Consider the following 12772-nt stretch of genomic DNA (forward strand, 5'->3'; position numbering starts at 1 on the left):
GCCCAATCATATGCGAACTCAAGCGGATACTTGCGAATGCGGCACGAAGCCACGGCTCTTTGTGCTGCAACGCCTATGTTGCGGTACGTTTCAAATTCAAGGTGGCTTCTGCTATACTTCGGTCGGGGAATCATCATGTATCTGGCAAGATTAACGATCAAAAATTTCCGAAAACTCGAAAATTCCATTCTAACGTTTCAGCCTGGTCTCAACGTGCTCGTGGGTCCGAATAATGTCGGTAAGACGGCAGTCGTGGACGCGCTTCGTGGCATCCTCGCCGGGGCGGATGATCCATATCCCCGATTTTCGTCCGACGACATTCACTGCCCGAAAGGCGGAAAGCCTGCAGGCGCGATTTCGTTCGAATATGAGTTTCATGGGCTGACTCATGACGACGAGGCGGATTTCGTCACAGCCCTGAAGCCGATCGGAGGTGGAAAATTCGCAGCGATCATTGGGGTGCGCTACGCGGACCCTGACAAGGGGGGCGCCTTCGCGCGAAGCGCTGGTGCGGGGAGCATGATGATATTCCGCTCACTTCCGATATCATGGAGAATCTGCGCAACGTCTATTTGCCGCCACTACGGGATGCGGTGCAGAGCCTCAAACCAAGCCGTACTAGCCAGCTGTCGCGCCTTCTCAATCTTCTTTCGGATGATGCCGGCCGGGAAGGGACCATGGCCCTCCTCAAGGTTCTGGACGAAGACCTTAAGAAGCTCGCGCCCATAACTGATACTCAGACCGCTATTCTGGGTCGCCATCAGGAAATGCTCGGCCTCCAATTGGCCCAGGCGCTGCAGATCGGCCTAAGTCCGACGGATTTCCAGCGTTTTGCGGCGCGGCTCTCGATGCAGGTCGATCTCTATGAGATCGAGCAGAATGGCCTTGGCTTCAACAACCTGATTTTTATGGCGGTGGTGCTCAGCGAACTGGCGAAGAATCCTGATGCTGCATATCGCAGTCTGATAGTTGAAGAGCCCGAGGCGCATCTTCACCCTCAGTTGCAGGCTGTGTTGCTCCGCTACCTCGCAAGTTTTCACGCCAAGGAAGGCGAGAAGCCCGTTCAGGTGTTTGTCACCAGCCACTCACCGAACTTCGCGAGCATCGCCAGACTGGATAGCGTGGGCTGCCTTGTGGATTCAGGCGGCAAGATTGAATGCTTCTTCCCCCGCACGGTCAAATTCGAAAAAGGGAAAAAAGAGAAACTTGAACGCTACCTCGACGCGACCCGCGCCGAGCTGTTTTTCGCCCGGCGGGTGATCTTCGTGGAAGGGGCCGCCGAACTTCTGCTGGTCAGCGCGCTTGCCGAAAAGACAGGCTACAATCTGCGCCAGCATGGGGTAAGCGTCATCAGCGTCGAAGGCCTGAATTTCGATTCCTTCCTGCCCCTCTTTGGTAAGGACGCGATTAAGATTCCGGTGGCCGTAATTACCGATGCTGATCCGCCAGCCGATCCATATCCCGCGGCACAAGACGCAATGATTGTTTCAGCTAACACCAAATTGATGAAAGCTAAGGAAGATGCGTGGATCAAGGTGTTTCACGGTCAGAAGACCTTTGAATACGATCTCGCGCTGATTGAAATGAACCTGCCGACTATGATCGGCGCGCTGAAGGATATCCACCCGGGAATTGGCGCTGAGGTCGAAGGGACAGTTAACGCCGCGGTAGGCGGCGGCGCCAAAGCGCGTGCTCTGTTCAGCGGCATGTTCGAGCGCAAGCATAGCAATGTTCAGAAGGGACGCTTTGCACAGGCCCTTGCCGCGCAAATCATCGACGAGGCCAAGCCATTTCAGGTACCACAATACGTGATCGACGCGATCAAACACGTGTGCGCGGAGCACTGATGGTCGAGCTCTCGCCTGAGCAAATCTCCATATGTGATGATCACGGTCCGCTCAGTGTGATGGCCTGCGCTGGCAGTGGCAAGACGCGCACCACCGTTCGCCGTCTGGCAGACATGCGGATCAACCAAGTGGGGAGCCGCGCCCGGCTTGCCCTCTTGTCTTTTTCCAACGCTGCGGTCGACACCTTTCGCGAAGATTATCAGCGGCTACTGGAAGAGCACCCCGCAGCAGCGGCTATGCCGCTCGTGGAGATAGATACAGTCGACTCGTTCATCACGAGTCTTGTTCTTCGGCCGCATGCCCATCGCACGATGCAGTCGCCGCGCTGCGCCTTTCTTGTCACGGGGACTGAACCGTTTCTTGGCGGTTTCAACTTCTACGACGGCGCCCGGAACCAGCCGGTTAAACTGCTGACCCATGCCCGCGAGGGCGGCCTTGATCGGTTTAGGTTCCGTAATGGCTATGCCATGACGGATGTTGCTACCGCCGAGGCGATCAAGGCCGTCAACAGGTTAGGCAAAACCGGAGCTTACACCCATGATCTGGGTCGTTACTGGGCCTACCGGACGCTCGTGGAAACTCCGGAGCTAACGCAGGCATTGTCGCGACGCTATCCGTTCATCCTGATTGACGAGGCTCAGGATGTAGTCTCGACCCAGGAAGCCATTTTCGACCTATTGATTCAGGCTGGCTCGCAACTGTCGATGATTGGTGACGCGAACCAGGCTATCTTCGAGTTCGTCGGCGCGACGGGCGAGTTCCTCGCGCGATACGGAAAACGTGCGGGGGTGACTTCCCGCGGTCTGACAGTCAACTTTCGATCGGTGCCGCGCATCGTGGCGGTCGCCAACGCACTGACGGCAAGGAACGACACGTGGGCACGCGCCGCCCCTGCGGAATTGAACGGTGCTTTCTTTGCAGGGTACGCGCAGAACGAGCCGGCAAAGCTGATAGAGACATTCCGCAACATGATCGCCACTGCCGGGCTGAAGGATAGCGATGCGGCGGTCGTTTGCAGGTCGGCAAGCTTGGTAAAGCGGTTCGGCGGCGCGGATGAGGCTGTCGGCCAAGGGGTCGTGCGCAGCCTGGTCGAGGCTACCATCGCTCGGGACCAGTTGGGAAAACATCCAGAGGCGTTCAAGATCGTACTTCGCTGTATTGTCGCCCTGCTGGCTGACGCGCATGGGGATGTTACTTCCAAGATAACACGGGGCGGCGCGGAAGTGGCCGGATTGCGGCGAACAATCTGGTCATTTGTTCGGGATACCGAAAACGGCTTGCCACACGGGGCGCTTCTAGCCGATACGGAGTGGCATCCCAAACTGGTCAAGAACGTGAAGGCGCTGCTTGCGGATTTGAAGAGCCGGTATGGGCTCGAGCCTTGCGACACCATCGGCCAGCGCCTCAAGAAAGCCGCTCTTCCTCATGCGGGCCTATTTCAAACCCCTGATCTGGCAGCGCCGGACGTCGTCGCTCTACGAACGGAAACCGTTCACCAGGTCAAAGGCGAGAGTATTGACGCGGTCCTATATGTGGCGAGCAAGCCTCATACGGCGGAAATGCTGGCCGGCGTTGCGACGGAAGACGGTCGAATTGGCTACGTCGCGCTGACCCGGGCGCGAAACCTCTTTCTGCTCGGCCTGCCAATTAACAGCCTTGCCGAGTTGCGGCCCGCCCTGTTGGCGCGAGGTTTTCTAGAAGCCGGCGCCTAAGCGAGCCTGACTGCCAGAAGGCAAGTTTGAAATCTCACCGGTCCCCGGTTTTATTGAGCGCTTCGGGGAGTCGGAGAAACCCGGTTCAGGCCATTTATCGCACGGAGCCTGTCACCGTCCGGTCGATGGCGGGAACGGATTTGCGGTCGTTGCCGGCAAGTGCGGCGATGATCAGCAGGCTGGCGACGACCGGGACGAACAGGACCGCCACGCGGGCTTGCACGTAAAGAATGGCGCGCCATTCATTGCGCTTGTCAGGGCTGTCGCTCATCATACACTCTCTGTCATGCCCCTCCCGGGCGCTGACATAGCGACGAACGGTTAAACAACCACTTCCGAAATCGTTAACCGGCGGGAATTGCGCTGGCTCAGTTCAATCCGATCCGCTTTGCGCCTTGCCGGAACAATGCCTCCGCGTCCGCCTCGAAACGGAACGTGCCGATGAAATCGTCGGCGCGGTAGTCCGGCAGCGCCTTGCGGAGGGCGGCGGCGAAATTGCGTGCCTCGTCGAGCCGCCCGGCCAGCGCCAGGCAGTGTGCTGCGATCGCGAGGATGATGGCGTGGGCATTGGGCCGCGCCGCCGCCTTTAGCGCCCATTCTGCCGCTTCCTCGAACTGGCCGAGCCGCACATGCGACATGGCGCGCGCGCCCAGCATGCCGAACAGCAGCGGGTCGAAAGGGCTGAGATGGCGCGAATGGTCGGAGGAGCCGATCGCCGACTGCGGATCGCCTGACTGCGAGTGGACGAAGGACAGCGCATAGTGGCCGAGCGCGAAATTGGGGCTGAGCTCCACTGCCCGTTCCAATTCGAAGAGCGATCCGTCCTGTTCGCCGCGCAGCCACAGCGCCCGGCCCATCGCCCAGTGCGCGGCAGGGTTCTGTTCGTCAACCAGGAGACTGTGCCCCGCTGTCTCGTAGGCGAGCGCGCTTTCGTGGTCGCGGTCGCCCCAGCGCTGGAAAGCGCTTTGCCAATGGGTGAAGGACAGGCCGGCATGGGCGCGGGCGAAGGTCGGGTCGAGCGCCGTCGCCACGCCGAAGAAATGCTGCGCCAACTCGTTTTCCGGCTGGGTGAAGCGATACATGTGCCAGAGGCCGCGGTGATAGGCCTCCCAGGCGTTGAGCGAGTTGGGCGCCTTCAGCATGGCGCGGTTGCGCTCGACCGTCTCGATCTCGGCCGAGATAGACGAGACGATTGCGTTGCCGATATCGTCGAGCACGCCGAAGAGGTCGTCGGCCCGGCGCTCGAAGCTCTCGGCCCAGACGATCCTGGCCGTGCGAACCTCGATGAGCTCGACGGCGATGATGACGCGGCCGGCCACGGTGCCCACCGTGCCGGTGGCGACATAGTCCACATTCAGCTGCCGCCCCGCTTCCTGCGGCGCGATGTTTTTCTCGGCGAGCGCGAAGACCGAGCCGCGCGCGATGACGAAGAAATCCCTGAGCTTGGCCAGACGCGTGATGATGTCATGGGTCAGGCCGTCGGCGATCCCGCCGCGCGTGCCGCAAGGGCCGGCAGTCTCGACGAACGGCATCACCGCCAGCGAGGCGTGGCTGGGCTCCACGCCCGCCGGAGCGGGCGACGGCGGCGATGCCGCGATGCCGGCGGGCTGCGCCGCAAGCCGATCTACCGCCGGCCGATCTACCGACGGCCGATCCGACGGCCGATCTTCCGCTGGCCGATCTTCCGCTGGCTTGTCGCGCAGCGCCTGCCAGGCCGCGCGCACCGGTCCGAAGTCGAGCCCTTCCGATTGGAACAATTGCGCCGTCGCCGTCAGGTGCTGCTCGGCCGCGCCGATGGCGCCGCGCCCGGCCAGATGCGTGAGCAGCGCCAGATGCGCGCGGCCGTCGAACGGCGCCAGCTCCACCCATCGGTCAAGACCGGCTGCTGCCGCCTCCGAACCGGGCGGAACCGCCGCGACAAGGTGCTCCAGCACGGCGGCGTGAGACGACTGGAAGCGGCGGCGCTGCGCGATCAGCCAACTCTCGAAAAACGGACTGCGGTCGAGCTCCAGACCGTCGAGAAAGTCGCCGGCGAACAGCTCCGACAGCGATCGCAGGCGCTCCGCGTCGAGGGAGGCGATCCCTTGCGCGGCGGCGGCGCTAACCTCCAGCGCGTCGACGAAACAGCCGTCGAGGCGCAATGCGACCGTGTCGTCCTGTGTCTCGACCCGACGGTGCCCCGGCTCGTCGAGGACGGCGCGAAGCTTGCTGAGGCACCAACGCAACTCGCCCCTGGGATCGTTCGGAACATCCCACAAGAGCTCGCACAGCCGAGCGCGTCCCACCGGATGCGGCGCCAGCGCCAGATAGGCAAGCAGCGCGCGCAGCTTGCGCGATGCCGGCAATTCGGCCCGCACGCCATCGCGCACGACCGCAAACGGCCCGAGCAGGCGCACGGCAAGAGCGGGCTTGCCGCGATCCAGGCTCGGTCGAGCGGATTCCACGTGCATTTCCACGCTTGCTCCCACGCTTCCTCCCACGTTGGCCGGTCGGCCCTCGTTTATCACCGAACACGGCATGAACGCACCCGGTTGCGAGTTGCGCGCCGGGATGCGGGCAGCCGCATTGCCGGCACGTCGAGCGACCCTAGCGCGGCAAGGTCTCGAAACCTCGCCGCCCAAGCCGCCGGTTTGTAACCGGCCCGTGACCGCAAGGTACCAACACAGACGAGGAGACAGATATGTTGCAGCAAGCAAGAATCAGAACCACGGCCGGCCGCGGCCGCCTGTTCGACAGCATTTTGGACACGGTCGGCGACACGCCGGTCGTCCGCATCAACAATCTTGGCCCGGCCCACGCGACGATCTACGTCAAGGCCGAGTTCTTCAACCCGGCTGCCTCGGTGAAGGACCGGCTGGCGCTCAACATCATCGAGGAGGGCGAGCGCAGCGGCGCGTTGAAGCCGGGCCAGACCATCGTCGAGGCCACCAGCGGCAACACCGGCATCGGGCTCGCCATGGTCTGCGCGCAGAAAGCCTATCCGCTGGTCGTCACCATGGCCGACAGTTTTTCCGTCGAGCGCCGCAAGCTGATGCGCATGCTGGGTGCCAAGGTGGTGCTGACGCCGCGCGCCGAAAAGGGGTTCGGCATGTACAAGAAGGCCGTGGAGCTGGCCGAGGCCAATGGCTGGTTCCTGGCGCGACAGTTCGAAACCAGGGCCAACGCCGCCATCCACGAGACGACGACGGCGCGCGAGATCATCAATGATTTCGCCGGCTCGCGGCTCGATTGCTTCGTCACCGGCTACGGCACTGGCGGCACCGTCGTCGGCGTGGCGCGCGTGCTGCGCCGTGAGCGGCCGGATGTCCGTATCATCCTGTCCGAGCCGGCCAACGCCCAGCTCATCGGCAGCGGCAAGGCGCAGCAGCGCGGTGCCGACGGGGCGCCCGCCGCCAGCCACCCGGCCTTCGAGCCGCATCCGATCCAGGGCTGGACGCCTGATTTCATCCCCAACGTGCTGCAGGAAGCGGTCGATGCCGGCCTCTATGACGAGGTGATGCCGATCGCCGGGCCCGAGGGCATCAAATGGGCCAAGGCGCTGGCGCAGAAGGAAGGCATCTTCACCGGCATTTCCGGCGGCGCCACCTTCGCCGTGGCGCGGCAGGTCGCCGAGGAGGCGCCGGCCGGATCGGTGATCCTGTGCATGCTGCCCGACACCGGCGAACGCTACATGACGACGCCGCTGTTCGACGGCATCGATGCCGAGATGGACGCCGACGAGACGGCGCTGTCGCGCTCGACGCCCGGCTGCCAGTTCCCGGCGACTTGACGGGAGGCTGTCATGGACGTCGCGCAGGAAACCCCTGGCACTGTGGCCGAGGAGACGCTTGACCCCCTGGACTGGGCCGATGTGCAGGCCCTGTCGCACCGGGTCATCGACGATGCCGTCGACTATCTGCGCGACGTGCGCGACCGTCCGGTCTGGCGGGAGGTGCCGGCTGACGTGAGGGAGGTCTTCGCCGCACCCCTGCCGCGAACGCCGGCGCGGCTGGCCGCCGTCTATGGCGAGGTCTCCCGCACCGTGATGTCATACCCGATGGGCAACATCCATCCTCGCTTCTGGGCCTGGTACATGGGCTCGAGCAACTTCACCGGCGCGCTCGGCGATTTCCTGGCGGCGATCCAGGGTTCCAACCTCGGCGGCGGCAACCATGCCGCCGGGCTGATGGACTGCCAGGTCGTCAACTGGTGCAAGCAAATGCTGGGGTTTCCCGTCTCGGCCAGCGGCACGCTGGTCAGCGGCGGTTCGATGGCCAACATGATCGGGCTGACGGTGGCGCGTAACGTCAAGGCCGGCATCGACGTGCGCGAGCACGGCGTTGCCGCCATCGAGAAGCCCCTGCGCTATTATGGCTCGGACCAGCTCCATTCCTGTCACCGCAAGGCCATGGAGGCGCTCGGCCTCGGCAACCGGGCCTTGCGGCGAATACCGACCGATGCCGGGCTGCGCATCGACATCGCTGCCTTGCGGGCGGCAATTGCCGAGGACCGCCAGGCGGGCTTCAAACCGGCCTGCGTCATCGGCAATGCCGGCACCGTCAACACCGGAGCGATCGACGACTTGCGGGCGCTTGCCAAGCTGGCGCATGAGGAAGACCTCTGGTTCCATGTCGATGGCTGCATCGGCGCCCTGGTCGCCATCGCTCCGCAGAACGCCCATCGCGTCGCCGGCATCGAATGGGCCGATTCGATCGCGCTCGATCCGCACAAATGGCTGCACGCGCCGTTCGAGGCCGGCTGCGCCCTGGTCAGGGACGCCCTCGCGCATCGCCGTACCTTCGCCGTGACCCCCGAATATCTGGAATCGACGCCGCGTGGTCTCGCCTCCGGCGAATGGCTGCACGACTATGGTTTGCAGACGTCGCGCGGCTTTCGCGCGCTCAAAGTATGGATGGCGCTGAAGGAGCATGGCGTCGACAAATTCGGCCGCCTGATCGACCAGAACATCGCGCAAGCGGCCTATCTCGCCGGACTGATCGGGGCCGAGCCGTCGCTGGTGCTGATGGCGCCGACCACGATCAACATCGTCTGCTTCCGGCATCGGCTTGCCGGGGCGTCCGGCGAGGAGCTTAAGCGGTTCAACACGGAGATCATGCTGCGTTTGCAGGAACAAGGCATTGCGGCACTGTCGGACACGACGGTGCAAGGCCAGCATTGCCTGCGCGTGGCGATCACCAACCACCGGACCCGGCGCGACGATCTTCACCTGCTGGTGCGGGAAACGCTGCGGCTGGGACGCCAGATCGCGGCGGAGGCGGCTTCCTAGTTCGCGGCGGCCATGCGAGTCTGCCGGCATGATTCGAAAGGTCCAATCGTGACGCTCTTTCGCACGGCCACACTCGCGGCATTGGTCTTCACCACCTCGGCCGGGGCTGCCGACATGGCTTTCTTCGTCAAGAACCAGCGCGGGCAGGCCGTTGCGGTCGAACTGTTCAGCCGCGACCGCGAAACGGTCTGGCCGGGCGACGACAAGGTGTTCCTGATCGATCCCGGCTCACGCAAATCGGTGCCGATTTCGTGCAATGAGGGCGAACGCATCTGCTACGGCGCGTGGGTCAACGGCAATGACGCCATCTCGGCCGGCGTCGGGCCGGACAACGACCGGCCCTGCGACGATTGCTGTTTCATCTGCGTGGACCATTCGACCGAGACCGTCGACCTGGTCGAGTAGCGCCAATCTCCCCAAAATTAGTCCGGGATTGTCGCGGTCGACCCCTTTAGCGATCGCTCGCCCCGTGCAATGCCCGCAAGGCGGCCGGGTGGGCCGTTTATTTTTGGGGGATATCATGTTCTACGCCTATGCGCGCCGCTCGCTGGCCGCGCTGTCTCTTGCCATGCTGCTGGTGCCGTCGGCCCATGCCGGCGACGTCACCTTCGCCATCAAGAACAGCCATCCCAATGCCATGCGCCTCGAGCTCTACAGCCAGGACCGCGACTATGTGTGGCCGGGCAACGGCAAGGATTTCTACCTCGATGACGGCGAGACCAGGCAACTGCCGGTCTCTTGCGACGAGGGCGAATCGATCTGCTACGGCGCCTGGGTCGACGGCGACGAAGGCACCTATTGGGGCGTCGGCCCCGGCGACAAGGAAAAATGCGACGATTGCTGCTATACCTGCAGCGGCGGCGAGACCGAGGAGATCGAACTGGTTCCCTGACCGGCTTGCCAGCTTGACGCTTTTCCTGCCTGGGGCATAGCCTGCAAGAACAGCACCCAAAGCACGCCGCATCCAGGCGGCGTGCGTCAGGCAACAGGAGCAAGGCGATGGCAGGTCCGGTCGAGGGCGAGAAGATGAACGTCGGCTTTGCCGGCCGGCGCTGCATCCATTCGCGCAATTGCGTGCTGGGCGATCCGCATGTCTTCGTGCCGAACGCGCCGGGAGAGTGGATCCATCCCGACGCGGCCACCGTCGAGAAGATCGTCGCCATTGCCGAAAGCTGCCCGTCAGGCGCCATTACCTATGTCAGGAAGGATGGCGGGCCGCAGGAAAGGCCGCCGGTGGTCAACACCGTGCGCATCAGGGAAAACGGCCCGCTGGCCGTCCACGCCGAGATTATGCTCGACGGCGAGACGTTACACCGCGCCACGCTCTGCCGCTGCGGCGCGTCGCAGAACAAGCCGTTCTGCGACGGCAGCCACAACAAATCAGGGTTTGCCGCCACCGGCGAGCCGGCGCTGAAGGACACGCCGGCGCTGGACGCGCGCGACGGGCCACTCAAGGTTACGCCGACGAAAGACGGGCCGCTCAAGCTCGAAGGCAATGTCGAAATCGTCACCGGCACCGGCCACACGGTCGACCGCACGCAACGCGCCTTCCTGTGCCGCTGCGGCCATTCGGCGAACAAGCCGTATTGCGATGGGTCGCATAAAAAGGTTGGGTTCGTGGGGTAGGTTGACCCTGCCATTGAAGCTGCCAATCTCCCCCCTCGTGGGGGAGATCGAACTCCTCCCGTGGCCCAGCGCTCTCAGCTTTATCGTCCGGCCGCTATAGGTTAAGGGCGAGAAGCATTTTCCTATCTGCTCGGGCCATCATCAGACATGACCAAGACCAAGCCAAAACCTCTTTTCCTCGGCATCGACACCGGCGGCACCTACACCGATGCCGTGCTGTGGTCCGAAACCGAAGGCCCGCAGAGCGGGCCGAACAAGGGAAAGGTGCTGGCCAAGGCCAAGGCTCTGACCACCAGGCACGATCTCGCCGTTGGCATTTCCGGCGCCGTCGACGCGGTTCTGGAAAAAGCGGTCACCGATCCGGCCGCCATCAAGCTTGTCTCCATGTCGACGACGCTTGCCACCAACGCGCTGGTCGAGGGCCAGGGTGGCCGCGTCGCGCTGGTGATGATCGGCTTTTCCGAGGCGGACCTTGCCCGCGATGGGCTGAAGGCGGCATTGGGCACCGATCCGGTCGTGTTCTGCCCCGGCGGCCACGATGTGCACGGCAATACCGCCAAGCTCGACCTGTCCGGCCTTGAGGCGGCGCTGTCCGAACTCGGCGGCTCGGTCTCGGGCTTTGCCGTCTGCGCCTATTTCGCCACCCGCAACCCGGCGCACGAGATCGCCGCCCGCGAGCTGATCCGGGAGAAAACCGGCCTGCCGGTCACCGCGAGCCATGAATTGTCGGCCAAGCTAGGCGGTCCGCGCCGAGCGCTGACGACGCTGCTCAACGCCCGGCTGATCTCGATGATCGACCGGCTGGTGGCGGCGACCGAAGGCTTTCTCGAGGCGCGCGGCATCGCGGCGCCCCTGATGGTGGTACGCGGCGACGGTGCGCTGGTGTCGGCGGCGTTCGCCCGCCAGCGGCCGATCGAGACCATTCTCTCCGGCCCCGCCGCCAGCCTGGTCGGCGCGCACCACATGACCGGATTGGAAAACGCGGTGGTTTCCGACATCGGCGGCACCACCACCGACGTTGCCGTGCTCGACAAGGGCCGGCCGCGGCTCGATCCGGAAGGCGCCACCGTTGGCGGCTTTCGCACCATGGTCGAAGCGGTCGCCATGCGCACCTTCGGCCTCGGCGGCGATTCCGAAGTGGCGTTGGAAGACGGCGCTCTCAACCCCAGGCTCCTGCTTGGACCGCGCCGGCTGGTGCCGCTGGCGCTGGCCGGCATGGTGCATCGCGAGGCGGTTCTGGCGGAACTCGAGCGCCAGCTGCGCGCGCCGAACACCGGCCGCATGGACGGCCGTTTCGCGGTGCGCACCGGCGTGCCCGACCGTCTTGCCGCCGGGCTGACCGCTCCGGAAGCAAGGCTCTATGAAGCGATCGGCGCAATGCCCTTGCCCCTCGACAGGCTTTTGACCTCGAATGCCCAGAACGCTACCCTGAACCGCCTGGTGTCGCGCGGGCTGGTGCACATTTCAGGTTTCACCCCGTCGGATGCGGCGCATGTGCTTGGCAAGCAGGCGAACTGGGATGCCGCGGCCGCCCGCCTCGGCGCAGAGCTGTTTGCCCGCAAGCGCGACGGCCGCGGCCAGGCGATCGCGGCCTCTCCCGAGGCGATTTCGGAGCGCGTGCTGGCCGCGCTGACGCGCTGGTCGGCCGAATATATCCTTCAAACCGCCTTCGCCGAGGACGGGCTCGACGGCGCGGCCACCGTTGCGCATGCGCTGGTGCAGCGCGCCGTCGACGCGCATCCCGGCATTGCGCGCCTGAGCGTCGCGCTCGACCGGCCGGTGATCGGCCTCGGCGCCTCCGCGCCGCTGCACTATGCCGGACTGCCGCCATTGGTCGGCAATGACTGCGTGGTGCCTGATGATACGGATGTCGCCAACGCGCTCGGCGCCGTGGTCGGCCAGGTCCGGGTATCGGCGGAGGCGCGCGTCAGCCAGCCCAAGGAAGGTCTGTTCCGTCTTGCCTCGGGCGAGACCGTACGCGATTTCCTCGACGAGGCGGCGGCGATCGCGGCGGCCGAGGCCGATGTGCGCGCCATCGTCGCGGAGCGCGCCAGGGACGCCGGCACTGACAGCGCCGAGATCGATGTCGCGACCAAATTCCGCGTCTCCACCGTCGAAGCCCAGCGTATGTTCATCGAGGCACATGTGGTGGCGGTGGCTTCGGGCAGGCCACGGATCGCGGTGTGATGGAGGGTGTAATCTCCCCCTTGTGGGGGAGATGGCCGGCAGGCCAGAGGGGGGCGCTGTCCCGCCAGCGTCTCGGAGCAGCGCCCGCTCATACTCGACGTCGACCGACTGCACGAAATACCGAAACTTGCCGA

General features: G+C 64.3%; 10 protein-coding genes and 1 pseudogene. 9 read left to right on the top strand and 2 right to left on the bottom strand.

What is annotated here, in order from left to right; all coding sequences use genetic code 11:
- Positions 1–135 precede the first annotated feature (135 nt).
- The 3 genes and pseudogenes from ACIU1A_RS28420 to ACIU1A_RS28430 all read left to right on the top strand — a co-directional run.
- Positions 136–312, top strand: a pseudogene (locus tag ACIU1A_RS28420) (AAA family ATPase); the annotation flags it as partial.
- A gap of 236 nt (positions 313–548) precedes the next feature.
- On the top strand, positions 549–1847 hold the full coding sequence (locus ACIU1A_RS28425) for an ATP-dependent nuclease (protein ID WP_404925822.1): 1299 nt from the start codon (positions 549–551) through the stop codon (positions 1845–1847).
- Positions 1847–3559, top strand: a complete 1713-nt coding sequence (locus ACIU1A_RS28430; protein WP_404925823.1) for a UvrD-helicase domain-containing protein — start codon at positions 1847–1849, stop codon at positions 3557–3559. The genes ACIU1A_RS28425 and ACIU1A_RS28430 overlap by 1 nt, the downstream gene beginning before the upstream one ends.
- A 94-nt stretch (positions 3560–3653) precedes the next feature.
- On the opposite strand, the gene ACIU1A_RS28435 is transcribed toward ACIU1A_RS28430, so the two are convergent.
- Positions 3654–3833: a hypothetical protein gene (locus ACIU1A_RS28435; RefSeq protein ID WP_140491685.1), complete on the bottom strand. Its 180-nt coding sequence runs from the start codon at positions 3831–3833 to the stop codon at positions 3654–3656.
- A 94-nt stretch (positions 3834–3927) separates the two neighbouring features.
- The gene (locus tag ACIU1A_RS28440) at positions 3928–6009 is read right to left on the bottom strand and encodes a transcriptional regulator (protein WP_404925824.1); all 2082 of its coding nucleotides are present in this window, start codon (positions 6007–6009) and stop codon (positions 3928–3930) included.
- Between the two features lie 230 nt (positions 6010–6239).
- Here ACIU1A_RS28440 and ACIU1A_RS28445 point away from each other — a divergent pair, with 230 nt between their 5' ends.
- The 6 genes from ACIU1A_RS28445 (at position 6240) to ACIU1A_RS28470 (ending at position 12638) form a co-directional block, all read left to right on the top strand.
- Positions 6240–7328: a PLP-dependent cysteine synthase family protein gene (locus ACIU1A_RS28445; RefSeq protein ID WP_404925825.1), complete on the top strand. Its 1089-nt coding sequence runs from the start codon at positions 6240–6242 to the stop codon at positions 7326–7328.
- A gap of 12 nt (positions 7329–7340) precedes the next feature.
- A complete protein-coding gene (locus ACIU1A_RS28450) occupies positions 7341–8825 on the top strand; it encodes a pyridoxal phosphate-dependent decarboxylase family protein (RefSeq protein WP_404925826.1) in 1485 nt (494 codons plus the stop codon).
- A 48-nt stretch (positions 8826–8873) separates the two neighbouring features.
- Positions 8874–9230 carry a hypothetical protein gene (locus tag ACIU1A_RS28455; RefSeq protein ID WP_140639399.1) on the top strand — a complete coding sequence of 119 codons (357 nt, stop codon included), beginning with the start codon at positions 8874–8876 and terminating at the stop codon, positions 9228–9230.
- 115 nt (positions 9231–9345) lie between these two features.
- Positions 9346–9717 (top strand): hypothetical protein, encoded by a 372-nt coding sequence (locus tag ACIU1A_RS28460; RefSeq protein ID WP_140491675.1) that lies wholly within the window; start codon positions 9346–9348, stop codon positions 9715–9717.
- Positions 9718–9824: 107 nt separating this feature from the next.
- Positions 9825–10451: a CDGSH iron-sulfur domain-containing protein gene (locus ACIU1A_RS28465; RefSeq protein WP_404925827.1), complete on the top strand. Its 627-nt coding sequence runs from the start codon at positions 9825–9827 to the stop codon at positions 10449–10451.
- Between the two features lie 147 nt (positions 10452–10598).
- The gene (locus ACIU1A_RS28470; protein WP_404925828.1) at positions 10599–12638 is read left to right on the top strand and encodes a hydantoinase/oxoprolinase N-terminal domain-containing protein; all 2040 of its coding nucleotides are present in this window, start codon (positions 10599–10601) and stop codon (positions 12636–12638) included.
- Positions 12639–12772: the final 134 nt, after the last annotated feature.

It is taken from the genome of Mesorhizobium maamorense (assembly GCF_044998965.1).
GTDB lineage: Bacteria > Pseudomonadota > Alphaproteobacteria > Rhizobiales > Rhizobiaceae > Mesorhizobium.

What these genes read in the sequence shown, in the direction of transcription:
- ACIU1A_RS28460 (WP_140491675.1), top strand. Translation starts at nt 9,346, where the DNA reads ATGTTCTACGCCTATGCGCGCCGCTCGCTGGCCGCGCTGTCTCTTGCC.
- ACIU1A_RS28445 (WP_404925825.1), top strand. Translation starts at nt 6,240, where the DNA reads ATGTTGCAGCAAGCAAGAATCAGAACCACGGCCGGCCGCGGCCGCCTG.
- ACIU1A_RS28430 (WP_404925823.1), top strand. Translation starts at nt 1,847, where the DNA reads ATGGTCGAGCTCTCGCCTGAGCAAATCTCCATATGTGATGATCACGGT.
- ACIU1A_RS28465 (WP_404925827.1), top strand. Translation starts at nt 9,825, where the DNA reads ATGGCAGGTCCGGTCGAGGGCGAGAAGATGAACGTCGGCTTTGCCGGC.
- ACIU1A_RS28440 (WP_404925824.1), bottom strand. Translation starts at nt 6,009, where the DNA reads ATGCACGTGGAATCCGCTCGACCGAGCCTGGATCGCGGCAAGCCCGCT.
- ACIU1A_RS28450 (WP_404925826.1), top strand. Translation starts at nt 7,341, where the DNA reads ATGGACGTCGCGCAGGAAACCCCTGGCACTGTGGCCGAGGAGACGCTT.
- ACIU1A_RS28425 (WP_404925822.1), top strand. Translation starts at nt 549, where the DNA reads ATGGAGAATCTGCGCAACGTCTATTTGCCGCCACTACGGGATGCGGTG.
- ACIU1A_RS28435 (WP_140491685.1), bottom strand. Translation starts at nt 3,833, where the DNA reads ATGATGAGCGACAGCCCTGACAAGCGCAATGAATGGCGCGCCATTCTT.
- ACIU1A_RS28470 (WP_404925828.1), top strand. Translation starts at nt 10,599, where the DNA reads ATGACCAAGACCAAGCCAAAACCTCTTTTCCTCGGCATCGACACCGGC.